Below are 24,635 nucleotides of genomic sequence, written 5' to 3'. Positions count from 1 at the left end.
GTTCCTCTTTTCTTAAATCGCTGCCGCACCGGCTACGATTTCATTCAATTCATTTGTGATACTTGCTTGACGAGCTTTGTTATACACCAACCGCAGATCATTAATTAAATTACCTGCATTATCAGTTGCTGCTTTCATTGCTACCATTCGAGCCGCTTGTTCTGAAGCTAAATTATCTACAACCGCTTGATAAATTTGGGATTCTAAATAACGAACTAAAAGACTATCTAATAGTACTTTTGGTTCTGGTTCATAAAGATAATCCCAAGTCTGTTGTCTTTCATTTAAATGATCGTCTTTAGATTCTGGTAAAGGAACTAATTGTTGTACAACAGGTTTTTGAGACATCGTATTAACAAATTTATTGTATGCAATATAAACTGCATCAATTTCACCATTACGATAAGCATCAAACATTGTATTTGCGACACCAATTAATTCTTCTAGAGCGGGTGTATCGCCTAAACCAGAAAGTTGACCTTTGATATTAATAAATCCAAAGGAACGGAAAAAACTAATCCCTTTTGAACCTATCAGGCCCAAATCTGTAGAGATATTTTGTTCTTTCCAATTTTTGATTTGGTTAAGTGTGGTTTTGAATAAATTAACATTTAATCCACCACACATACCACGATCTGTTGAAATAACCAAGATACCGATTTTCTTCACTTCACGCTCAACTAAGAACGGATGTTTATAACCGACACTTGCTTTAGACACATGACTAATAACGTTACGGATAGTTTCAGAATACGGACGAGATGCAGCCATACGATCCTGCGTTTTACGCATTTTCGAGGTCGCCACCATTTCCATTGCCTTAGTAATTTTTTGTGTACTTTGTACACTGGCAATTTTGGTTTTTATCTCTTTTGCACCTGCCATCTTATCTCTCCGTTACTACCAAGCACTATTCGCTTTAAAACTATCTAAAATACCTTTTAATGTATCTTTGATTTCGTCATTATAGTTACCGGTTTTAGTAAGCTCTTGCATAAACTCAGCGTGATTACGGTTAGAATAATCTAAAAGTGCGGTCTCAAAACTTGCAATTTTTGATAATTCCACGTCATCCAAATAACCAAATTCAACAGCAAACAATACAACCGCTTGTTCTGCAACAGATAATGGAGCAAATTGTTTTTGTTTTAATAATTCAGTTACTTTTTCACCGTGAGAAAGTTGCTTACGAGTCGCATCATCAAGATCTGATGCAAATTGTGCAAACGCTGCTAATTCACGATATTGAGCTAGCGCGGTACGAATACCACCCGCTAATTTCTTAATAACTTTAGTTTGCGCTGAACCACCCACACGAGATACCGAAATACCAGGGTTTACCGCAGGACGAATACCTGAGTTAAACAAGTTAGATTCTAAGAAAATCTGACCATCAGTAATAGAAATTACGTTGGTTGGAACAAACGCAGATACGTCACCAGCTTGGGTTTCAATAATAGGAAGTGCGGTTAAAGAACCTGTTTTTCCTTTCACTTCACCTTTAGTGAATTTTTCTACGTAATCTTCGTTTACACGAGAAGCACGTTCTAGTAAACGAGAATGTAAATAGAACACATCACCTGGATAGGCTTCACGACCTGGTGGACGACGTAATAATAATGAAATTTGACGATAAGCTACGGCTTGTTTTGATAAATCATCATAAACAATTAACGCATCTTCGCCGCGATCACGGAAATATTCACCCATCGCACAACCAGCATAAGGTGCTAAATATTGTAACGCAGCTGATTCAGATGCGGATGCTGCTACCACGATAGTATTTGCAAGCGCACCATGTTCTTCTAATTTACGCACGACGTTTGCAATAGTAGAGGCTTTTTGACCAATCGCAACATAGATACATTTAATACCTGAATTACGTTGGTTAATAATAGCGTCAATTGCTAACGCAGTTTTACCCGTTTGGCGGTCACCGATGATTAATTCACGTTGACCACGGCCGATTGGTACCATTGAGTCAACAGCTTTATAACCGGTTTGAACTGGTTGATCAACAGAACGACGATCGATAACGCCTGGCGCAATCACTTCTACTGGTGAGAAACCATCATTTTCAATTTCGCCTTTACCATCGATTGGTTGACCAAGCGTATTAACTACACGACCTAATAAACCACGACCAACTGGTACTTCAAGAATACGACCTGTACATTGAACTTCCATACCTTCCGCTAAATCTGCGTAAGGTCCCATAACTACAGCACCAACAGAATCGCGTTCAAGGTTAAGTGCCATCGCATAACGATTACCTGGTAAGGCGATCATTTCACCTTGCATCACATCGCTTAAACCGTGGATGCGAATAATACCATCGCTTACAGAAACAATTGTCCCTGTATTACGCGCTTCACTGACCACGTCGAATTGAGCGATGCGTTTTTTAATCAATTCACTAATTTCAGTTGAATTTAGTTGCATCTTGTATTCCTCTTATAATTGCAACTCGTTTGCGAGACGAGTAAGTTGCCCACGGCTACTTCCGTCAATCACAAAGTCTTCAGTACGAATAATCACACCAGCAATAAGTGCGTTATCCACGTTGCAATTTAATTTTACTTTGCGAGCTAATCTTTTTTCCATTGCAGCTGCAATTTTTTCGATTTGTGTTGCATTCAATGGTTGCGCAGATGTTACTTCAACTTCTGCTATAGCTTGGTGCTCCTCTACGTGATGTTTAAATTCTTCAAACACCGCAGAAATAGCACTCAAACGCTTATTTTCAGCCATTAACCGAATAAGATTTTGCCCATATTGATCCAATTGTTCGCCACAAATAGAAATTACTGTATCAGCTAATTTCTGTGCAGAAAGAGAACTACTTAAGTAAGCTTTTACCGTTTCATCTTCAGCTACGGCTGCAGCAAAACCTAACATTTCAGTCCATTTTTCGACCGCACTTTGTTCAATGGCAAAGTCGAATGCAGCTTTTGCATAAGGGCGAGCTATTGTAGTTAATTCTGACATAAGCTAAGCCTCTTATAACTCTGCAACTAATTTATCAATAATGTCATTGTTTGCCGCTTCATCAATAGAACGACCCACAATTTTCTCAGCACCAGCCACTGCCAATGAAGCCACTTTAAGACGTAATTCTTCTTGAACACGTTTACGTTCTGCTTCTACTTCTGCATAACCTTGAGCAATAATTTTTGCTTTTAGTTCTTCGGCTTCTACTTTCACTTCGTCTAATACTTCATTGCGACGTTTATTCGCTGCATCTAAAATTTCTTGAGCTTGTACTTTTGCAGCTGAAAGTTCTTGTTCAACAAGATTTTTCGTATCTGCTTGCTCTTTTTTAGCTGCTTCAGCTGAAGCTAAAGCGTTCGCAATTTGGCTTTGACGTGTTTCAATCGCATTAATAATTGGTGGCCAAACAAACTTCACACAGAACCATACAAAAATAATAAAGGCGATGGTTTGACCAATTAATGTTGCATTAATATTCACAACATACCTCCTTCGTTAATTAGGAAATTTGTTGTTTATTAACCTAATAATGCAGCAAATGGATTTGCGAATGCGAAATATAAACCGATACCTACAGCGATCATCGCAATCGCATCAAGAAGACCTGCAACAATAAACATCTTAGTAAGTAGTGAATTAGCTAATTCAGGCTGACGAGCGGCAGACTCAAGGTATTTACCGCCAAGAAGACCAAAGCCAATCGCAGTACCTAACGCAGCAAAAGCAAGCATAATCGCAGAAGCAATGATTGTTGCACTAATTACAGTTTCCATAAATTTTCTCCGTTGTTGAGAGTTGAGTTGTTAAATAAAAAATAAAAATTAATGTTCCGCTTTATTATATGCAATACTCAGGTAAACCACAGTAAGCATCATAAAGACGAAGGCTTGTAATGCGATAACCAAAATATGGAAAATCGCCCACACCAACTGCAATGGCACACCCAGTGCAGCCACAAACGCATTGGCTGAATACATCACGGCAATCAAAATAAAGATCAGCTCACCAGCATACATATTTCCGAATAAACGAAGTGCTAATGAAACAGGCTTTGAGATCAACGTCACGGATTCAAGAAGAAGATTAACAGGGATAAATGCCCAATGATTAAAAGGGTGTAAAGTGTATTCTTTTGCGAGACCTTTAATACCCTTAGATTTAATCGTATAAAAAAGGATTAATACAAATACTGAAATCGACATTGCAAATGTCATATTCATATCCGTAGTCGGCACGGCTCGTACAGGAATATGATGATCGCCTGTAATAATAGCAAACAACTGGGGAATATAATCCACAGGTACCAAATCAATAGTATTCATAATCATCACCCATACGAAAATAGTTAAAGCCAACGGCGCTATCACATCTCGTTTACCGTGATAATTTTCTTTTACCACACCATCAATCCATTCTACAGCCATTTCAACAGCACATTGTAGTTTACTCGGCACACCTGTTGTTGCTTTTTTAGCCACCTTGCGAAAAATAGCTAAGAAAAGGAAACCGCACAACACAGAGAAGAAAAACGTATCAAGATTAAACGTCCAAAAACCTTCACCTGTTGTAAGATAAGTTAAATGGTGTTGGATATATTCAATTGAAGTTTGTCCAGACATAATCGATCCTTTGTTCTGAAGAAGAATAACCCAAAGCTAAATTTTATTGAGAATAAGTGGAATAACATTATTCAGCACTAACGCCAATAAAAAACCAACAAAAAACGCAATAAAATTGATAACTAATAACCATTTGATGGCAATAATGATAAAAACCATCGTTAAAATAAACTTTATTGCTTCAGCACGATAAAGTGCGGTCAGTTTTGTTGAAAAATTTTGTTTTCTGTAAAAAATGATAAATATGAATGTACAAAAAGGCAAAAAGGCACTTAAAAAACCGTAGCCAAAATCTACCGCACTTTGGCGTTGCCATCCATAAATAAGCAAATAAAAAACTACAAGCAAAAGACTCTCAATAACAATAGCTTTTCTGTAGTTTTTTTTAGCGTGAGATAAAATGCGCGACATCACTTTTACAAAATAATTTTAGCTCGCCGATTATACCTTTGCTGGATTTAGATTCAACTTAAAAACACATAAAAAGTGTTATATAAATCACACTTTTAGAAAATAATTTATCTATTTGTTACTTTTTAACGCAAAACGATTAAATGTCGCTCACCTATAAGTTCGGGAACATGTAGTTCAATCACTTCTTGAATAGTGTATTTTTTATTCAATTCATTAATTTCATCTTCCTGATAAATACCTTTTAATGCATAAAAATGACCGTTTTCTTTGGGTAAATGATGGCACCAATCAGTCATATCTTTTAATGAAGCAAAAGCGCGACTTAATACGCCATCAAATTTATCTTCAGGTTGATATTCTTCTACTCGACTTAAAACAGGCGTTACATTAGTGAGCCCAAGCTCACGTACTGCATTTCGAATAAAACTAATACGTTTGCCTAAACTATCAAGGAGGACAAATTGTTTGGAAGGATTAATAATTGCTAAAGGTAAACCAGGCAAGCCAGGGCCAGTACCGACATCAATAAAACGATCACCTTGTAAATAAGGACTTACAACAAGGCTATCTAAGATATGTTTGACTAACATTTCTTGTGGATCACGAACTGACGTCAAATTATAAGCTTTATTCCATTTATTGAGTAAATTGACCAGATCAATCAGCTGCTGAATTTGTTGATCACTTATTTTTATATTTGCTTGCGCAAGTAAACTAGCTAATTTGGCTTTCATATTTATTATCTCTTTAGAAAATTGCGCTATTTTACTTAAAAGTGCGGTGAAAATCTTTAGTGTTTTTTTACTTATAATAAGATTCCGTCTTAATTTATTTCTAACCAGTCTATTAACGCCAATATTTTGTTTAATAAAGAAAAAAGGACAGACACAATGTCTGCCCTTATAGGTAATATTTATTTACCACTCAAAGTTTACACCAGCGTTATAAGTTACACCGCCACCTTGTGTAAATGCAACCCCTGCTTTAGTCGCAATGTTTTGGTTATAACGATAACCAGTACCAATCGCTACTGCAGTTTGAGATTTATAACCACCTACAGCTGCTGTAAAGTTTGCTTTACCCACAGTATATGGTTGGAATAAACCTGTTAAAGCAGCTTGAGCAGCAAGACCACGTTTAAGATCTTTATCAAGTTTATTTACTCTATTATCTAAATGATCAAGACGTTTTGTATGAACATTAACAACTGAATTATCAGCTTTTAATGCAAATTTATTATCGGTTTCAGTTTTACTATATACGTCAGCTACATTTGCTTTAGCATTTAGTTTGCTGTCACTTTCAGTCTTAGTATATACCTCTGATGCATTTGCTTTAGCATTTAGTTTGCTGTTGCTTTCAGCCTTAGTATATACATCTGACGCATTTGCCTTTCTAGATAAAGCATCTTCTACATCATCAGCATATGCTTTTTTGTTCAGTTCTTCATTTGTAGCATTGGTAAAGACATTATACTCTTCAGTAAATTTTTTAACACCTTCCGCTAATTTATTATGCTTCTCTGAAAGAGAATTATGTTCTTTAACTAAGTCATCAACATCACTATCAACTACATCAACATACTCTTTGACATCGTCCACCATAGCCTTGACTTCCTTTAAAGACTTATAGCCTTCCAGATTTTTAATTTTTTCAATCTCTTTTGTATTTTGCTCTACAGTGGCTTTATCTGCTTTTTTAGCAATATTATCATTTAACTCTTCAACAGCTGAACTTACTGATTTAATTAAACCAGGTTTTTCATCTGTACCATCTCCAGCCAAAGCTTCTTGTAGGTTGTGTACTTTATCTTGAATACTATCAAATCCTTCTTTAACATTTTCAGATAACTTGGTTACATCGTCGAGACTTGCTTTTTCTTTTTGCAATGTCTCTATTGCTTCTGCTCTTGCAGTTAATTCAGTATTTATATCATCTACAGCACTCTGATCTGCTTTTTTAGCAATTTCTGCATCAGTATCTTTCTTATTTTGATCAACTTTTCCTGCCATTTTAATGAGTAAATTGGCATTATCTGTAGCTTGCTTATTTATTGTATCAATAGTGCTTATTAAGCCTGGATTAGCTTCGTCATTTTTGTCACCAACTAATAATTTTGTTATATTTTTAATATTTTTATCATTTTTATTTATAGCTGCTTCAATGTTGTTAAATGAATCAGTGAGTTTATTATTTGGTGAAGTTGCAGGTTGTTCAGCTGCCACTGTATAAGAAGAGATAACACCACCTACAAATAACGCAATTGCAGTACGTTTTAAAAGTTCATATTTCATAAAAAACAGTCCTTTTTTTCATTAAATTATTTGGAATAGATTTGTAGAAATGACAACAAACAATATGTAATAAAACATACTGCTTTATCATTGAGAATGGCAAAAAGGGGGATATTTTTTGAAAGGCTAAGTAAAGATAGATCTTAGTAGATCAAAGATACGACGAGTTCCCCCTCTCATCATCAACAGAAGTTATACACCCACGTAAAATAAAATACAATTGAAAAACATAAAAAATGTGATAGAGATCACATTTTCATTTATCAGGTTGATAATAAAAAATGCGGTGAATACTCACCGCACTTTGTAACATGGTAATATTTAGTTATCTTCAACTTTAGCCACCGTGCCTTTTACAGTGAGGCAAATTTCGGTTGAAATTAAATGTGCAAGAATAGAGGATAATGCCTCTAATTTTTCAAGGTTACCTTGGCTGTTATCATCAAAATAACCTTGTTCTTTCAAATTCGCAATGAACATAGAGAAGACGGCTTTATCAAAGAACTCCGGCGCGTTAATACCATGCAATACAGATAAACGTTGTGCAACAAGTTGACTTTCTTTTTCAAGTTCTGCACGTGAAATATCTGGTTGTTTTTGCAAAATTGTCACTGTAATGTAATAACGTTGCAAGATTTCACGCATTCCCGCCGACCAAAGTTGTAAAATACGTACTTTCGATTTATTGATAGATAAGAAATTATCATTAGAGTTAATCACCTGTTGGCGCGCAAATTCATCAATAATTTGGTGAATTTGAGTTTTTAACTCTTCTTCACTAAAGTGCAAGAATAACTCACCTTTTAAGAACGGATAAATCTTGCCAACAGCTTCCACTAATAAATCTTTTTGAATCGCCTCATAATGCAAAATAATGCTTGCAACTAAAGATGGCAATACAAATAAGTGTTGTATGTTATTGCGATAGTAAGTCATCAAGACGGCTGATGCACGTTCCAAACGCACAATTTCCCCAAAGTTATCTTTTTCGACTAACACGCCAACACGATCAAGCGTTAATACATGATTTAACATCATTTCAGGCGTAGCCGTTGGCAATACAACATCTGTGGAATAAGGCACGTTTTGTAGTAATTGTTGGTAACTCGCCAGTTGTTCTAAAAGTTGCTCACGAGAAAGTGCACGCTGACGAGAAGACAATAATGCTGTCCCAACCAAATTCATTGCATTCACCGCGGCAGCTTTATTAATGTTCACCATTATTTGTTTTGATACAGAATCAACAGCAGGAGCAAACCATTGTGGTTTTTCTTCGTGATTTTGCTCTTTCCAATCAGGGAAATGCTGACTCAAATAGTTTGAAAGTGTAATTGGCTCACCAAAATTCACAAAACCTTGACCAAGATTGCGTAATTTTTTAATTACTCGAATAACCAAACCTGCATTTTCTTTTTCTTTCGCCGCACCACGTAATTCTTTTGCGTAAGTATCCACCTCTAATACGTGCTCATAGCCTACATAAACTGGAACAACAGAAATTGGGCGAGTTTGATTATGTTGCAACGCTTGAAGTGTCATCGACATCATACCTGTTTTTGGCGCAAGTAAACGACCAGTACGCGAACGACCACCCTCAATAAAATATTCTACCGAATAACCACGGTGGAATAATTCTGATAAATATTCGCGGAAAATGGCGGAATACAATCTGTTTCCTTTAAAAGTGCGGCGAATAAAGAATGCGCCCCAACTGCGGAACATTCTACCCACAGGCCAGAAGTTTAAATTAATTCCTGCTGCGATATGCGGTGGAACAAGCCCTTGATGATAAAGCACATAAGAAAGCAATAAATAGTCGATATGACTACGGTGACAAGGCACATAAACAATCTCATGACCTTCAAGTGCTAATTTACGTACGCGATCTGCATTTTGTACATCAATACCAGAATAAAGTTTATTCCAAAGCCAACGTAAAAAACGATCAGCAGCTCGTAAACTTGAATGGCTTACATCTGCTGCGATTTCATCCAAAATCTTATGCGCTTCTTTTTGCGCTTTTTCAATACTGATATTTTTCGATTTTGCTTCATCTTCAATCGCATGTTGAATCGCTTCTGATTGCAATAATTTATTAAACATAGCTTGGCGATTCGGTAAACGCGGGCCTGTGGCAGAAATGCGCTGTTTAGCAAAATGCATTTTTGCCACTCGAGCCAGCTTTTGCGCAATTTTTTCATCGGAGCCATGCTCATTCACCATATAACGTAATGAAACGGCTTGAGAAAAACGTACAAAGGTATCACGTCCAAACCAAATAGCCGCAAAAGTTTTTTGCATGCCATTTAACAAACGCAAGTTAGGCAAACCAGATTTATCTTCATGCCCAGGAGAACGCCCCCAAAGAACGGAAACTGGAATAAGTTGCACATCTAAACTCTCAGAAGTGCGGTGTAATTCGAGGTATTTATTGAAAATCGTGGTGGTTTCATCTTTCGCACCTTTCGATTTAAAAATGCGGCGTCCCTCATCTAAATACACATAACGAGGTAACTTCACACCATCAATTTCATTTTTCTCAGCAGGATCAGGTAAACCTAGCACCAAACAATTTCGACGGAAAATAACGAAATCGGTTTGAGAGGTATAAGGCAAAACATAAACAACAGGTTGGTGAATATTGAGGGAAAGCTCTTCTATCGGATTAGCTGGAATTGGATTATTTTTTACTAATACTGACAGAGGCAAGCTCAATAATTGACGATACATATTTACAAAATTTGCCATGATAAATTTTCTCTTTGTTGTAAATTTGAAATATTTTAACACATCCGATCTCAACCGCTTTAAAAAATTTAGTAGCAGAATGTGACCTAATACACAGATTTAAAAAATAACTATTGCAACTTCACTCAATCTGTATACAATACCAGTTATCTGTATTTAAAAACAGGAGTGTATATGAGACCATTAACAGCACGCCAACAAGAAGTGTTGGATTTATTAAAACGTCATTTAGAAACAACAGGAATGCCACCAACACGAGCCGAAATCTCTCGAGAATTAGGCTTTAAATCACCCAACGCGGCTGAAGAACATTTAAAAGCACTTTCACGCAAAGGTGCGATTGAAATTATTCCAGGTGCATCTCGCGGTATCCGCATTTTAGACAATAGCGCAAATGAAGAATTTGATGGTTTACCACTCGTGGGTCGCGTAGCGGCTGGAGAACCAATTCTCGCAGAACAACATATCGAAGCAACTTATCGCGTAGATGCCGATATGTTTAAACCACAAGCAGATTTCTTACTCAAAGTTTATGGTCAATCCATGAAAGACATTGGTATCTTAGATGGTGATTTATTAGCTGTACATAGCACCAAGGATGTACGTAATGGGCAAATTGTCGTTGCCCGTATTGAAGATGAAGTGACGGTAAAACGCCTTGAGAAAAAAGGTTCTATCATTTATCTACACGCAGAAAATGAAGAGTTTGATCCAATCGTAGTAAATCTTGAAGAACAAGAAAACTTTGAGATTGAAGGCATTGCAGTAGGGATCATTCGCAATAATGCTTGGATGTAATCTTAGTAAATTAGCGAATCAAGTGCGGTAAAAATTTCCTGTGTTTTACCGTACTTTTCTTAATCTAAAATTCTGAATTTGCCATTCTTTTTACCGCTCTCTATAATGCAATCAATCTTGAATTTAAATAAAGGATGGAAAAATGCAGTTTTCCAAAATGCACGGATTAGGCAACGATTTTGTTGTAGTTGATGGTGTTACTCAAAATGTTTTTTTTACGTCAGAAACCATTCAACGCTTAGCTGATCGCCACCGTGGAATTGGTTTTGACCAGCTTTTGCTTGTTGAACCACCTTATGATCCTGAACTCGACTTTCATTATCGTATTTTCAATGCCGATGGGAGCGAAGTTTCGCAATGCGGAAATGGTGCCCGCTGTTTTGCTCGTTTTGTGACATTAAAAGGACTAACTAACAAAAAAGACATCGCGGTTAGCACGCAAAAAGGTAATATGGTTCTAACGGTAAAAGACGATAACCAAATTCGCGTGAATATGGGTGAACCGATTTGGGAGCCAGCAAAAATTCCATTTACCGCAAATAAATTCGAGAAAAATTACATTCTGCGGACGGACATTCAAACCGTCTTATGTGGTGCCGTTTCAATGGGGAATCCTCATTGTGTTGTGCAAGTAGATGATATTCAAACAGCAAATGTTGAACAACTTGGCCCTTTGCTAGAAAGTCACGAACGCTTTCCCGAACGGGTCAATGCTGGTTTTATGCAAATTATCAATAAAGAACATATTAAACTTAGAGTTTATGAACGTGGTGCTGGAGAAACCCAAGCCTGTGGAAGCGGAGCTTGTGCAGCTGTTGCAGTTGGAATTATGCAAGGTTTATTGAACAATCGAGTTCAAGTCGATTTGCCAGGCGGTTCATTAATCATTGAATGGAATGGCGTTGGTCATCCACTTTATATGACTGGCGAAGCGACCCATGTATATGATGGTTTTATAACCCTTTAATCTTCTTATCCCCATCTAATTCTTAAAGATGGGGATTTTATTCCTCATAAACGCAAACGTTTTCGTTTCTAGAAATATCCTTTATAATAGCCCGCGATTTTTACCTCAAACACAACTCAAAGGTACCCGTATGTTTCAAACTTTTCGTGGCTCCCCCGCCCTTTCTGAATTCCGTATTCAATGCTTAATGCAAAAATTCCAACAAAATCAATTACCGGTGAAATCGGTTTATGCGGAATATTTGCATTTTGTGGAATTAAATCGACCGCTTGTTAGCGAGCAGGAAGCAAAACTAAAAGCATTGTTACATTACGGCCCAACTTTGGCAGAACACGACACCAAAGGCGAAACTTTTATCGTGATTCCACGTGTTGGTACGATTTCTTCTTGGTCTTCTAAAGCGACAGATATTGCGCATAACTGTGGTTTAAATGAAGTGGAGCGTATTGAGCGTGGTTTGGCGTATTATTTTGAGTTAAGCCAACCGCTTGATGAAAAAACAACTGAAAAATTGACCGCACTTTTACACGATCGAATGATGGAAACCGTGGTGCGTAATCCAGAAGATGCTGAGATTTTATTCCGTCATCAAGATCCGAAACCGTTTAAAACCGTGGATATTTTAAAAGGGGGACGTGAAGCTTTAGTGACAGCCAATGTAGAATTAGGTTTAGCATTGACAGAAGATGAAATTGATTATTTGGTTGAAAACTTTACCCAATTAGGACGCAATCCGCACGATATTGAACTTTATATGTTCGCGCAAGCCAACTCCGAGCACTGCCGCCATAAAATCTTTAATGCGGATTGGGTTATTGACGGCAAAAAACAGGATAAATCCCTGTTTAAGATGATTAAAAATACCTTTGAGAAAACCCCTGATTTCGTGCTTTCAGCCTATAAAGATAATGCAGCGGTGATGGAAGGCTCAAAAGTCGGCCGTTTCTTTGCCGACCAAGATGGACAATATCGCTATCACAATGAAGATGCACATATCTTAATGAAAGTGGAAACCCATAACCACCCAACCGCAATTTCGCCATTCCCAGGTGCCGCAACGGGTTCGGGCGGTGAAATTCGTGATGAAGGTGCAACCGGTCGTGGTGCAAAACCTAAAGCGGGTTTAACCGGTTTCTCGGTATCAAACCTTGTCATTCCAAACTTTGAGCAACCTTGGGAAAATCCACTCTCCAAGCCAAACCGTATTGCATCAGCCTTAGATATTATGATTGAAGGCCCATTAGGTGGTGCAGCATTTAACAACGAGTTTGGTCGCCCTGCGTTATTGGGTTATTTCCGTACCTATGAAGAGAAAGTCAACAGCTTCAATGGTGAAGAAGTGCGTGGTTACCACAAGCCGATTATGTTAGCGGGTGGTATAGGTAATATTCGTGGCGAACACGTTCAAAAAGGCGAAATACCAGTGGGTGCGAAATTGATCGTATTGGGTGGTCCTGCAATGAATATCGGCTTAGGCGGTGGGGCAGCGTCTTCGATGGACAGTGGAAAATCAAAAGAAGATTTAGATTTTGCTTCCGTTCAACGTGAAAACCCAGAAATGGAACGCCGCTGCCAAGAGGTGATTGATCGCTGCTGGCAATTAGGTGATGAAAACCCAATCCTCTTTATCCACGATGTGGGGGCGGGTGGTTTATCCAACGCCATGCCTGAATTGGTGCACGATGGTGAGCGTGGCGGTAAATTTGATTTACGTTCTATTCTTTGCGATGAAAAAGGCATGTCGCCATTAGAAATTTGGTGTAACGAATCGCAAGAACGTTATGTATTAGCCGTTGCGCCAGAAAAACTCGAATTATTTACCGCACTTTGTGAACGTGAGCGCGCGCCGTTTGCGGTCATTGGTGAGGCAACGGAAGAGAAACATTTAACCTTGTACGATAGTCATTTCAACAATAACCCAATTGATTTGCCAATGAATGTGTTATTAGGCAAAACCCCGAAAATGACGCGTGAGGTTTCGTCAAAAACTGTCGAAAATCGACCGCTTGCAACGGAAAATATTCAATTAAAAGAAGCCTTCCATCGTGTATTACGTTTACCGGTGGTGGCAGAAAAAACTTTCTTAATCACCATTGGCGACCGTTCGGTAACTGGTATGGTGGCACGTGATCAAATGGTCGGCCCATGGCAAATTCCGGTGTCTGATGTTGCGGTCACAACTGCATCATTAGACAGCTATCACGGCGAAGCCATGGCAATGGGCGAACGCGCACCCGTGGCATTATTAGACTTTAGTGCTTCTGCACGTTTAGCGGTAGCCGAATCCATTACCAATATTGCAGGTACCAACATTGGCGATATTAAACGCATCAAACTGTCTGCAAACTGGATGTCTGCAGCGGGTCATGGTGGTGAAGACGCTGGCTTATATGAAGCCGTAAAAGCGGTCGGTGAAGAACTTTGCCCTGCATTAGGCATTACCATTCCAGTGGGTAAAGACTCTATGTCGATGAAAACCACTTGGGAAGAAAATGGCGAGAAAAAATCCGTTACTGCACCACTTTCTTTAGTAATTTCATCTTTTGCTCGCGTGGAAGATGTACGCAAAACCGTGACACCTCAATTACGCACAGATAAAGGCGCAAGCCGTTTATTGTTGATTGATTTAGGCGAAAGAAAAAATCGCTTAGGCGCGACTGCACTTGCGCAAGTGTATAAACAATTAGGTGACAAACCAGCCGATGTAGTGAATGTTACTAAACTGAAAAACTTCTTCGATGCAATGCAAGCATTAGTAGCAGAACGTAAATTATTGGCTTACCACGACCGTTCCGACGGTGGTTTAATTACCACTCTTGCAGAAATGGCGTTTGCGGGTAACTGTGGCGTGGATGTTGATATTTCTCCGTTATTCGATAGCGGAAAAGGATGGGCGCTTGAGCTCGGTGCGGAACACTATGCGCAAGAAATTTCTGAGTTAGCCATTTTATTTAACGAAGAATTAGGCGCGGTGATTCAGGTATTAGAGGCGGAACTTGACGCTATTTATACGGTGTTGAAAACACATGGATTAGAGGGAATTACCTACGACATCGGCAAGGTTAGCAACGATGATCGCATTGTGATCCATCAATTCGGAAGGGAAATTTTGGATGAAAAACGCTCCGAATTGCGTGGCATTTGGGCGGAATTGACCCATCAAATGCAACGCTTACGCGATAACCCAGAATGTGCTGACCAAGAATTTGAAGCGAAAAAAGCAACAGACAACAAAGGCTTATCCGCTCACTTAACTTATGATGTGAATGAAGATATTTCTGCACCTTACATCAGCAAAGGCGTGAAACCAAAAGTGTCAGTATTACGTGAACAAGGCGTAAACAGCCATGTTGAAATGGCTGCGGCCTTTGATCGTGCAGGCTTTGCGGCGATTGATGTTCACATGAGTGATTTAATGGAGGGTCGTTACAACTTAAACGACTTCAATGCAATGGTGGCTTGTGGTGGTTTCTCTTATGGTGACGTATTAGGTGCTGGCGGCGGTTGGGCGAAATCTATTTTGTTCAACCCACAATTACGCGATCAATTCAGCCAATTCTTCGCCAATGAAAACACCCTTTCATTAGGTGTATGTAACGGCTGTCAATTTATCTCCACCCTTGCGGAAATCATTCCTGGTGCAGAAAACTGGCCACGTTTCGTTCGTAATAAGTCAGAACGCTTTGAAGCGCGTGCCGCGATGGTGAAAATCAACGACACCAACTCATTATGGTTTAAAGGCATGGCAGGTTCACATATGCCGATTGCGGTTTCTCATGGTGAGGGTCGCGTAGAATTCAAAACGCCTGAGAATTTGACCGCACTTCAAGCGCAAAACTTAATTGTGGCGCAATATATCGATAGCCATTTAAACGTGACTGAAACTTATCCAGCCAACCCGAATGGTTCGGCATTAGGGATTACTGCTATTTCTAACGTCGATGGTCGTATTGCCGCAATGATGCCACACCCAGAGCGTGTATTCCGTGCTGTGAGCAACTCATGGTATCCAGAAGATTGGTCTGAAGATGGTGCATGGATGAGAATTTTTAGAAATGCGAGAGTGAATTTCAAATAATGTGAAATTGATCACGGAAAATTAATTAAAAATAAGAGATACTAAGAAATTAGTATCTCTTTTTTATTGTATAAAGCCAACGGCATCTATACTGCTTCTCATATTATTGGCGCAATCATTGTGACAATTGGTATTTTAGTATTAGTGGGCATTTGGTCTCCAACATTAGGTTTATTTGGTGGTTTACTCACCTTTGGCATGTCGATAGTCACGCTGTCGTTCCTGATATTTACGCCAGAAACCTGGGTGCCGAATTTAGGTGGGGACTTCCCAACACCTAATTATGGCTTCCCATATCTCTCAGGGGCTGGCCGAGTCGTGATTAAAGATATTATTATGATGGCAGGTGGCTTAGTTGCTGCAGCAGAATGTGCGAAACGCTATTTAGATAATAAAAAGCAGTTTGCTTAATTAGTTTATTTAAAAGGCTTGCTGGGATAAATGGCAAGCCTTTTTGTTATTAAGATATAAAAGCTTAATAATACAGAGAGGATTAATAACGTTCATAAGCGAATTGTCGCTATGAGACTACACCTAAAATGTGTATTTCGAGAAGCAGGTAACTCATGGTATCAAGAAGACTGATCTGAGATGGTACTTTAATGGAGATTTTTAGAAACAGTAGGATAATATTTAAATAAATATTTGATAAAACTAATTAATATTATTAAACTGTTTATAAGTTCAAATGTATGGAGATTATATGAAATCAGAACTTGAAATTTTAAATGATAAAAATGATTTTCTTGTTATTGGCTTAGTAGGAGCTGTAGGTTGTAGATTGAAATCATTATCTAATATTTTAAAATCTTTACTAGATTCAGAATTTGGCTATGACGTTAAAGAACTTCATGTTTCGAAAGAGTTTTTACAAACACATTCGTTAGTAAGTACATATAATAATTCATATGAGAGATATACTGACTTAATGAATGTCGGTAATAATCTAAGAAAAAAATATGACAATAATTATCTCTCTTTTAAAATAGCAAAGGAAATATCTAAATTAAGAAAGGATAATTTAGATTGTAAAAGAAAAGCTTTTATAATTAACTCATTAAAACATGATAAGGAAATTAAAACTCTTAGAGATATTTATGGGAAGAATTTTTATCAAATATCGTTATATGAATCTCCTAATATTAGAAAAGATGTGCTAATAAATGATATTGGAATGAATGAGTCTCAAGCTATAAAGCTGATGGAGAGAGATCAAAGTGAAGAGAATGATTATGGTCAACATACAATTGATGCTTTTCATTTGGCTGATTATTTTATCAAATATGATAATAAGACTAATGAGCATATAAAGAATTCTTGTAAGAGATTTTTAGAGTTAATATTTGGAAATCCATATATTACACCTACATTCAATGAATTCTCAATGTATATGGCGTACACATCTGGATTAAGATCTGCAGATTTGTCTCGTCAGGTTGGAGCTGTTATTACTAAAGAACGTAATATTATTTCTACTGGGGCAAATGATATTCCTAAATTTGGTGGTGGATTATATTGGCCAGAATATAATGAAGAGAATGGTGAAATTTATGATATAGGTAATGGACGTGATTATGTAAGGGGATATGATTCTAATCAAAAAGAAAAAGAAAAGATTATAAAATCTATATTTTCTGAAATTAAAAATAAGTTCGATTGTATATTCAATGAAGAGAACTTAACGCATAAGGAGAATATGAAGAATTTATTAACTATATTAAAAAATAGCCCTCTTAAAGATATAACGGAATATGGAAGAGTAGTTCATGCGGAAATGGATGCTATTTTAGCCTGTGGAAGAACAAATAATTCAACTGTTGGTTCGTCAATATTTGTTACTACTTTCCCATGCCATAATTGCGCTAAACATATTTTGGCTGCAGGTATTAAGGAGGTATTTTTTATTGAACCTTATCCTAAAAGCAGAGCTTTGGATTTATGGGATGATTCAATGGAGTTAAAACTGCCAAATTCTTCGAATGATAAACTACAATTTTCTCCATTTGTAGGAGTTGGTCCAAGAAGTTTTTTAGATTTATTTTCTATGGCTCAAAGTGCGGGTAGCAAAATTATAAGAAAATCAAATGGAGAGAAAATTTCTTGGGATCCTAAAGAAGCAACGTTACGCCTTAGTTCTAATACTTTTTCACTAAATGAGATTGAAAAAGATATTATTGCTAAGTTAGAAGAAATAGAGCAACCGGTTAATTAATTTATATAAATAGAATCTTTCTTGATTAGACAAAACTAAGTGCGTATGTGATGAAACCCATACTGGTTTTAGTAGAGATTGATTTTTTCAGTTTATAAAAAAGCGGCCAAAAATCACAATGAATTTTGACCGCTCTTTTTATTACTTTTACTTACATATTATTTTTGTTTTTTCAAAAACTCAACGCCAGTATCTGGGAAGCCGGTGAATACACCAGTTGCGCCAGATTTTATTCAATAACGCATCGTACATTTGATTTACGTCAGTGAAGAACTGATAAAATATTTTTACGCACGTTGTATGGGAGCAATTACACTTTGTATTGTTCGAGCTCTTCACTTGGTTATTTACTTCATTGAAGTTAGTTATATATCAGTAAAATGTTTCCTTATAAATCAAAAACGTTTTTATCGCGTAGGATATGATCGTTTCCTTTACGACGTAAGAAACCAGTACGATCAAAATATTCCATGAGTTGAACTGTCAGTTTTCGCCCAAAATTTAATCGATCTCGAATTTCATTTACTGATGCTTTCCCTTCTTTTTCTGCGATTTGCTTAATAAGGCGAGCATAGGCATAAATGTTTTCAGTTAAGAAAAACCTATCTTTTACGATGGGTGTGAGATACCCTAGTTTGCCTGCTTTATACATAAAGTTACGCATTTGGGATTCATCCATAGCCAAGGCATTTGCCATATCACGCACCCAAATTGCTTGTCCTTGAGCTTTTTCAAATTCATCGAGTACACTTGCCCAATATTTTTGTTCTTCTTGGCTAAATTGGATTTTATGTTCGGGTAAGTGAAGCCAACCTCGAGTTTGCTGTAATCTTCCCTCTTCTAACATTTCATCAATAAAATGATTGATCAAGTTTTCAGGCTGGTTTAAAGCGGCCATTCGGTAGAGACGTGCTTTGCTTACACCAAGTTGATCATTGTGTTGCTCGTGATAGGTATTAAGTGCGGTTAAAATTAGTTGTATTTTTTCTTTTTTGTAGTCTGTATTAAAGCACCAATCTTGATAACGAACGGCGCTACGTTCGTTAATTGCATCATCTAGTTGTTTATTTGTGAGTTGTTCTATCCACATCAGTTTATGAGCTGATATTGCATTATGTTGAAGGATGAATGCAATACGTTGGGCTGCATTTTCAGCAAGCGCTAAATTTGCCAAGAAGCTTAATCGCCCCTCTGTCCGTTTATGGCGTTTGGGTGAATCAATTTCTAATACGCGCGCACCTGCAATTAACGATTTAGCATCACCACTGCGTAAAATAAGTTTGTCTCCGAAAGCCAAGAATAAAGGTGAATCTAATATGATTTCAGCCAAAGTGCGGTCATTTTTAGCGGCATTTTTTCCTTGTAATAAGGTGAGCTTACCCGTAGTGCGACTCGCTCCGTGATAAATATGCACAGGTTGGCTTTCATTTAATGGTACTTCAGCTAAAATTTGTACACTAATGCGATCTGTTGGTGAGAGCGGTTCATCCTGCAATAACCAATCGCCTCGTTTCATTGGCGTGCGGTCTAAATCAGCATTTAAATTTAACGCTAAACGTTGCCCCGCAATACCTTGTTCGCTTGATGTATTTTGTGCGTGAATTGCTTTTACACGAACTTTCTGTCCAGTAGAAAGGTAAAGTTCATCGTTTACTTTCACTGTTCCTGAAAAGGCTGTGCCTGTCACGACGGTACCCGCCCCTTTTACACTGAATACTCGGTCTATTGCGTAGCGGAAAGGTTTTTGAGTATCAGCTAATTCTGCCAAATTAGCTAAGCAATGACGTAATTCACTGATGCCTTGTCCCGTTTCTGCAGAGGTAACGAAGTAGTTAGCATCGCGTAAAAAACTATAATCTTGTTTAATTGCTTGGATTAACGATTCAATTTGCTCTGAATTTGTACGATCTGCTTTTGTGATGACAACAATAATTTCGTGGAATTGAAGCTGGCGTAATATTGCTAAATGTTCTTTCGTTTGCGCCGCAATACCTTCATCCGCAGCCACAATTAACATTGCATAATGCACACCACCTAAACCCGCCAGCATATTTGACAAGAATTTCTCGTGCCCAGGTACATCAATAAAGCCAAGCACTTTGTTTTCTAAAGGCAGATAGGCATAGCCCAAATCAATGGTCATACCGCGTTTTTTTTCTTCTGGTAAATGCGCGGTACTTGTGCCAGTTAATGCTTTTAATAATGCTGTTTTGCCGTGATCAACGTGGCCTGAAGTAACAATAATCATAGTTCATCCAATGTATTTAATAATGTTTCAATATCTGCAAGGCTACGTAAGTCTAGCCACATTTTTCCGTTTTCCATTCGCCCAATAATAGGTTGAGAAAGTTGTTTAAAACGAGCTGAAAGTGCGGAAAGTTTTGCATTTGTTTTTTCTGCAATAGTGACAGCCACAGAAGGGATTCTTTCCATCGGTTGTGATCCGCTACCGATTTGTGCTTGGCTATCTTCAATTTGAAGCTCAAATTGCGAATTTAAGCGAGATTCCAACCGCTCTTTTAGACGCATAGCATTTATTTTGAGTTGTTCTAATGGTTGCGTGAGTAAGCGCAAAGTTGGTAATTTTTCAGTTAATTTTTCAGGATTTAAATATAAACGCAATGTGGCTTCTAAGCCTGCTAAAATGACTTTATCGCAACGTAATACACGCTTGAGTGGATGGGCTTGTAATTGTTCGATCCATTCTTTTTTACCCACAATAATGCCAGCTTGCACACCACCAAGTAATTTATCGCCAGAGAAAGAGACCAAATCCACACCTTGTGCGACTTTTTCTTGCACGGTTGGTTCTTTTGGTAAGCCATATTGGCTTAAATCAACTAATGCGCCGCTACCTAAATCAGTTATTACAGGCACATTCATTTCTCGGCCTAGTTTCGCAAGCTCTTCTTCTGAAACAGAAGAGGTAAAACCACAAATTTGATAATTGCTGCTATGCACTTTCATTAAAAAAGCCGTATTTTCAGTGATAGCATAACGATAATCTTTCAGGTGAGTACGATTAGTGGTACCCACTTCCACTAAATAGCATCCAGCTTGTTCCATAATATCTGGAATACGAAATGCACCGCCGATTTCAATTAATTCGCCACGAGAAATAATTACTTCTTTACCTTGAGCAAAGGTTGCCAGCATTAACAATACTGCAGCGGCGTTGTTATTCACTATACAGGCTGCCTCAGCACCTGTGAGTTTGCATAATAATTCACTGATGTAATTGTCGCGATGACTACGCTTACCTTCATCTAAATCATATTCAAGCGAAACATTTTTTTGCATCGCAGAAAGCGCTGCCTGTTGTGCTGCTTCAGACCAAAGTGCCCGCCCAAGATTTGTGTGTAAAACTGTACCAGTTAGATTATGCACCGCTTTGATTTGTACTTGGTTTTGTTTTTGTAGGTGAGAATGAATTTCTACAAAAGTGCGGTCAAAATTAGAAAAATATTCAGGAAGTTGATTATTTTTTTGAATAAATTGACGAGCCTGTATTAATAATTCTCGACATGTTTCCACGACTGCAGAGTGGCCAAATTCAGTAATGAGTTGTAACCCTTGAGAGGTTTTGAGAATCTTATCAACGGAAGGAAGTTGTTGAAAAAGTGCGGTCATTTTTGAATCCGTTTAAAATAACGTTGAATTGCCGATTAATTTACGCTAAAGTAACTGTAATTTCAACCACGGAAGGTCGTCATCTCCGGTGAGGTGGCAGGACTTCAAATCCTGTTGGGGACGCCAGCGTTCCCGGGTGGGTTCAACTCCCATGACCTTCCGCCAATCTATATAAATCCGCATAGATTCACTTAAATATCTCATCTTACAAGTAGGTAGCCCCATGTTTTCCGGAGAAACATTTCAACAACATACGCCAATGATGCAACAATATCTAAAACTCAAAGCTGAGAATCCAGATATTTTGTTGTTTTATCGCATGGGGGATTTTTATGAGTTGTTTTATGACGATGCGAAAAAAGCGGCGGCATTGTTGGATATTTCTTTGACGAAACGAGGTCAATCTGCTGGACAAACCATTCCAATGGCTGGGGTGCCTTATCATGCGGTGGAAGGTTATTTAGCAAAATTGGTTCAGTTGGGTGAGCCTGTGGCGATTTGCGAACAGATTGGCGATCCTGCTACAAGCAAAGGGCCGATGGAACGCCAAATTGTGCGAATTGTTACGCCTGGTACGGTGAGTGATGAAGCACTTTTGCCCGAGCGCCAAGACAATCTGATTGCTGCGGTATATCAAGAAAAAGAAAAATTTGGATTAGCCACTTTGGATATGACCTCTGGCCGTTTTCAGCTTTGTGAACCTGCAGATAAAGAAACATTGCGTGCAGAATTGCAACGTATTGCCCCAGTTGAATTGCTGTATTGTGAAGAATTTAATGAAATGGCTGCGATTGAACATTGCAAAGGATTACGTCGTCGCCCAATTTGGGAGTTTGAACTTCGCACTGCCATAACCTTACTGAATCGCCAATTTGGTACAAAAGATTTACGCGCCTTTGGTGTGGAAAAATCCCCTCTTGGCTTAAGTGCGGCAGGTTGTTTATTGCAGTATGCAAAAGAAACGCAACGTACCGCATTGCCACATATTCAAAGCATTAGCTTAATTCAAAATCAAGACTGCATTCAGTTAGATGCCGCCACGCGCAGAAATCTTGAATTGACACAAAATCTTGCGGGTGGCACAGAAAATACACTAGCATCTGTCTTGGATAAATGCGTTACGCCAATGGGCAGTCGCTTGCTGAAACGTTGGATTCACCAGCCTGTTCGTAATGTGGAAAAATTAAAACAACGCCAACAAGCGATTGCGGAAATTCTGAATTTTGATTTGGTCGATGAGCTCCAACCTTATTTGCAATTAGTCGGCGATATGGAGCGTATTTTAGCGCGTGTGGCGCTGCGTTCAGCACGTCCTCGAGATCTGACGCGCTTGCGCACGGCATTAGAACAAATTCCAGCATTGCGCGTGATTGTTCAACAAAAAACACCGCCATTTTTAACTGCACTTTTCAGCCAAATTGCCGATTTCAGCGAGCAGTGCGATTTATTGCAACGAGCATTGATTGAAACGCCTCCGCTTTTAATTCGGGATGGTGGCGTGATTGCAGAAGGATACAATGCGGAGTTAGACGAATGGCGTATGTTGTCTGATGGCGCAACGCAATATTTGGAAAACCTCGAAAAACGGGAGCGTGAAAGCACGGGTATTGATACGTTAAAAATCGGTTTTAATGCAGTGCATGGTTATTACATTCAAATTAGCCAAGGCCAAGCGCATAAAGCGCCGATTCATTATGTTCGCCGCCAAACCTTGAAAAATGCAGAGCGTTACATTATTCCTGAGCTCAAAGAGTATGAAGACAAAGTGCTTAAATCAAAAGGCGCAGCGTTAGCATTAGAAAAGCAACTTTACGATGAATTATTTGATTTATTATTACCACACCTAGGCGCGTTACAGCTGGCGAGCCTTGCACTTTCTGAATTGGATGTTTTAGTCAATTTTGCGGAGCGCGCAGACACCCTCAATTACGTGATGCCAACATTCTGTGATGAAGTGAGTGTGAAAATTGAAAATGGTCGTCATCCTGTCGTGGAACAAGTATTGAAAGATCCTTTCATCGCCAACCCTGTGGAGTTAAATCACCATCGTCATTTGTTAATTATCACTGGGCCAAATATGGGCGGTAAAAGTACTTATATGCGCCAAACCGCATTAATTACATTGCTGGCGTATATCGGCAGCTTTGTGCCGGCTGACAGCGCGCGAATTGGACCGATTGATCGTATTTTCACTCGAATTGGTGCGTCTGATGATTTAGCCTCAGGGCGTTCAACCTTTATGGTGGAAATGACCGAAATGGCAAATATTCTTCATCAAGCTACTGCGCAAAGTCTCGTTCTTATTGATGAAATCGGTCGCGGAACATCCACTTATGATGGCTTATCTTTAGCGTGGGCTTGTGCTGAATGGTTAGCCAAAAAAATCCGCTCGCTTACATTATTTGCCACCCATTATTTTGAATTAACCGCGTTGCCAGAACAGCTAGAAGGCATCGCCAACATTCATTTAGATGCCCTTGAGCATAACAACACCATCGCCTTTATGCATGCCGTACAAGAGGGCGCAGCAAGTAAAAGTTATGGCTTGGCAGTAGCGGCTTTGGCAGGTGTGCCACAATCCGTTATTAAACTGGCAAAACAGAAATTGACACAATTAGAAAAAACATCAGGCCATTCAGCCGATCAACAAATTCAGGCATTGCGTGAAGCCAATCACACTCAAGGTGAATTATTGTTTGAACAAGAAACGGATGCATTAAGAGAAGCTATTGAAAAACTGGAACCCGATGATTTAAGCCCTAAACAAGCCTTGGCGTATTTGTATCAGTTAAAGAAAATGGTAAGTTAAGATATAGAGAAGAATGGCCACATTTCGTAAAGCAAAATGTGGCCATTTGTTATGTTATAAATGAATAATAGGATA

The 24,635-nt window shown here is 38.4% G+C and carries 17 protein-coding genes, 1 tRNA gene and 2 pseudogenes; 7 read left to right on the top strand and 13 right to left on the bottom strand.

Annotated elements, in window-relative coordinates:
• Positions 1 to 12 precede the first annotated feature (12 nt).
• From atpG to plsB, 10 genes are all read right to left on the bottom strand, one after another.
• Entirely contained in the window at positions 13 to 885 is an 873-nt protein-coding gene (gene atpG / locus KP713_RS08125; protein ID WP_048953131.1) for a F0F1 ATP synthase subunit gamma, read from the bottom strand.
• Between the two features lie 15 nt (positions 886 to 900).
• Complete coding sequence (gene atpA / locus KP713_RS08120; RefSeq protein WP_005629241.1) at positions 901 to 2,442, bottom strand: F0F1 ATP synthase subunit alpha; 1,542 nt, start codon at positions 2,440 to 2,442, stop codon at positions 901 to 903.
• A 12-nt stretch (positions 2,443 to 2,454) separates the two neighbouring features.
• Positions 2,455 to 2,988 (bottom strand): F0F1 ATP synthase subunit delta, encoded by a 534-nt coding sequence (gene atpH, locus KP713_RS08115; protein WP_111407834.1) that lies wholly within the window; start codon positions 2,986 to 2,988, stop codon positions 2,455 to 2,457.
• Between the two features lie 12 nt (positions 2,989 to 3,000).
• Entirely contained in the window at positions 3,001 to 3,471 is a 471-nt protein-coding gene (atpF, locus tag KP713_RS08110; protein WP_046943038.1) for a F0F1 ATP synthase subunit B, read from the bottom strand.
• 38 nt (positions 3,472 to 3,509) lie between these two features.
• Positions 3,510 to 3,764, bottom strand: coding sequence for a F0F1 ATP synthase subunit C (atpE, locus tag KP713_RS08105; protein WP_005632219.1), 255 nt, complete (start codon positions 3,762 to 3,764; stop codon positions 3,510 to 3,512).
• A gap of 48 nt (positions 3,765 to 3,812) precedes the next feature.
• Positions 3,813 to 4,610: a F0F1 ATP synthase subunit A gene (gene atpB, locus KP713_RS08100; protein ID WP_046943039.1), complete on the bottom strand. Its 798-nt coding sequence runs from the start codon at positions 4,608 to 4,610 to the stop codon at positions 3,813 to 3,815.
• A gap of 36 nt (positions 4,611 to 4,646) precedes the next feature.
• Positions 4,647 to 5,021, bottom strand: coding sequence for an ATP synthase subunit I (locus tag KP713_RS08095; RefSeq protein WP_048953129.1), 375 nt, complete (start codon positions 5,019 to 5,021; stop codon positions 4,647 to 4,649).
• Between the two features lie 125 nt (positions 5,022 to 5,146).
• Positions 5,147 to 5,758: a 16S rRNA (guanine(527)-N(7))-methyltransferase RsmG gene (gene rsmG / locus KP713_RS08090; RefSeq protein WP_111407833.1), complete on the bottom strand. Its 612-nt coding sequence runs from the start codon at positions 5,756 to 5,758 to the stop codon at positions 5,147 to 5,149.
• A gap of 183 nt (positions 5,759 to 5,941) precedes the next feature.
• Positions 5,942 to 7,318: a YadA C-terminal domain-containing protein gene (locus KP713_RS09050; protein ID WP_252346340.1), complete on the bottom strand. Its 1,377-nt coding sequence runs from the start codon at positions 7,316 to 7,318 to the stop codon at positions 5,942 to 5,944.
• Between the two features lie 321 nt (positions 7,319 to 7,639).
• Entirely contained in the window at positions 7,640 to 10,066 is a 2,427-nt protein-coding gene (gene plsB / locus KP713_RS08080) for a glycerol-3-phosphate 1-O-acyltransferase PlsB (RefSeq protein ID WP_215770365.1), read from the bottom strand.
• 174 nt (positions 10,067 to 10,240) lie between these two features.
• Between plsB and lexA the strand changes: the two genes are divergently transcribed.
• From lexA to KP713_RS08055, 5 genes and pseudogenes are all read left to right on the top strand, one after another.
• On the top strand, positions 10,241 to 10,864 hold the full coding sequence (lexA, locus tag KP713_RS08075; RefSeq protein ID WP_005632942.1) for a transcriptional repressor LexA: 624 nt from the start codon (positions 10,241 to 10,243) through the stop codon (positions 10,862 to 10,864).
• A 142-nt stretch (positions 10,865 to 11,006) separates the two neighbouring features.
• Complete coding sequence (gene dapF / locus KP713_RS08070) at positions 11,007 to 11,831, top strand: diaminopimelate epimerase (RefSeq protein WP_005646156.1); 825 nt, start codon at positions 11,007 to 11,009, stop codon at positions 11,829 to 11,831.
• Positions 11,832 to 11,961: 130 nt separating this feature from the next.
• A complete protein-coding gene (gene purL / locus KP713_RS08065; protein ID WP_215770364.1) occupies positions 11,962 to 15,909 on the top strand; it encodes a phosphoribosylformylglycinamidine synthase in 3,948 nt (1,315 codons plus the stop codon).
• Positions 15,910 to 15,978: 69 nt separating this feature from the next.
• Positions 15,979 to 16,320 (top strand): annotated as a pseudogene (locus KP713_RS08060) (DUF417 family protein); the annotation flags it as partial.
• Positions 16,321 to 16,612: 292 nt separating this feature from the next.
• A complete protein-coding gene (locus KP713_RS08055; protein WP_215770363.1) occupies positions 16,613 to 18,121 on the top strand; it encodes an anti-phage dCTP deaminase in 1,509 nt (502 codons plus the stop codon).
• Between the two features lie 158 nt (positions 18,122 to 18,279).
• On the opposite strand, the pseudogene KP713_RS09045 reads toward KP713_RS08055, so the two are convergent.
• The 3 genes and pseudogenes from KP713_RS09045 to selA all read right to left on the bottom strand — a co-directional run.
• Positions 18,280 to 18,458: pseudogene (locus KP713_RS09045) on the bottom strand (glycerophosphodiester phosphodiesterase); the annotation flags it as partial.
• Between the two features lie 51 nt (positions 18,459 to 18,509).
• Positions 18,510 to 20,369, bottom strand: a complete 1,860-nt coding sequence (gene selB, locus KP713_RS08050; protein WP_215770362.1) for a selenocysteine-specific translation elongation factor — start codon at positions 20,367 to 20,369, stop codon at positions 18,510 to 18,512.
• Positions 20,366 to 21,751, bottom strand: a complete 1,386-nt coding sequence (gene selA / locus KP713_RS08045; protein WP_215770361.1) for an L-seryl-tRNA(Sec) selenium transferase — start codon at positions 21,749 to 21,751, stop codon at positions 20,366 to 20,368. The genes selB and selA overlap by 4 nt, the downstream gene beginning before the upstream one ends.
• Before the next feature lie 70 nt (positions 21,752 to 21,821).
• Between selA and KP713_RS08040 the strand changes: the two genes are divergently transcribed.
• Together KP713_RS08040 and mutS are read left to right on the top strand one after the other, a co-directional pair.
• Positions 21,822 to 21,916: transfer RNA gene (locus tag KP713_RS08040), tRNA-Sec, on the top strand.
• A 58-nt stretch (positions 21,917 to 21,974) separates the two neighbouring features.
• Positions 21,975 to 24,560, top strand: coding sequence for a DNA mismatch repair protein MutS (gene mutS, locus KP713_RS08035; protein ID WP_215770360.1), 2,586 nt, complete (start codon positions 21,975 to 21,977; stop codon positions 24,558 to 24,560).
• The last annotated feature ends 75 nt before the right edge of the window (positions 24,561 to 24,635 follow it).

Source organism: Haemophilus sp. SZY H36, assembly GCF_018829625.1.
GTDB classification, from domain to species: domain Bacteria; phylum Pseudomonadota; class Gammaproteobacteria; order Enterobacterales; family Pasteurellaceae; genus Haemophilus; species Haemophilus haemolyticus_K.
This window is presented reverse-complemented; position numbering and strand designations above follow the sequence as displayed.

Bases quoted from the DNA above. Each gene is read 5' to 3' on its own strand.
- rsmG (WP_111407833.1), bottom strand. From the start codon at position 5,758: ATGAAAGCCAAATTAGCTAGTTTACTTGCGCAAGCAAATATAAAAATA.
- dapF (WP_005646156.1), top strand. From the start codon at position 11,007: ATGCAGTTTTCCAAAATGCACGGATTAGGCAACGATTTTGTTGTAGTT.
- atpH (WP_111407834.1), bottom strand. From the start codon at position 2,988: ATGTCAGAATTAACTACAATAGCTCGCCCTTATGCAAAAGCTGCATTC.
- atpG (WP_048953131.1), bottom strand. From the start codon at position 885: ATGGCAGGTGCAAAAGAGATAAAAACCAAAATTGCCAGTGTACAAAGT.
- KP713_RS08095 (WP_048953129.1), bottom strand. From the start codon at position 5,021: ATGTCGCGCATTTTATCTCACGCTAAAAAAAACTACAGAAAAGCTATT.
- selA (WP_215770361.1), bottom strand. From the start codon at position 21,751: ATGACCGCACTTTTTCAACAACTTCCTTCCGTTGATAAGATTCTCAAA.
- purL (WP_215770364.1), top strand. From the start codon at position 11,962: ATGTTTCAAACTTTTCGTGGCTCCCCCGCCCTTTCTGAATTCCGTATT.
- plsB (WP_215770365.1), bottom strand. From the start codon at position 10,066: ATGGCAAATTTTGTAAATATGTATCGTCAATTATTGAGCTTGCCTCTG.
- atpA (WP_005629241.1), bottom strand. From the start codon at position 2,442: ATGCAACTAAATTCAACTGAAATTAGTGAATTGATTAAAAAACGCATC.
- KP713_RS08055 (WP_215770363.1), top strand. From the start codon at position 16,613: ATGAAATCAGAACTTGAAATTTTAAATGATAAAAATGATTTTCTTGTT.
- lexA (WP_005632942.1), top strand. From the start codon at position 10,241: ATGAGACCATTAACAGCACGCCAACAAGAAGTGTTGGATTTATTAAAA.
- atpE (WP_005632219.1), bottom strand. From the start codon at position 3,764: ATGGAAACTGTAATTAGTGCAACAATCATTGCTTCTGCGATTATGCTT.
- mutS (WP_215770360.1), top strand. From the start codon at position 21,975: ATGTTTTCCGGAGAAACATTTCAACAACATACGCCAATGATGCAACAA.
- KP713_RS09050 (WP_252346340.1), bottom strand. From the start codon at position 7,318: ATGAAATATGAACTTTTAAAACGTACTGCAATTGCGTTATTTGTAGGT.
- atpB (WP_046943039.1), bottom strand. From the start codon at position 4,610: ATGTCTGGACAAACTTCAATTGAATATATCCAACACCATTTAACTTAT.
- selB (WP_215770362.1), bottom strand. From the start codon at position 20,369: ATGATTATTGTTACTTCAGGCCACGTTGATCACGGCAAAACAGCATTA.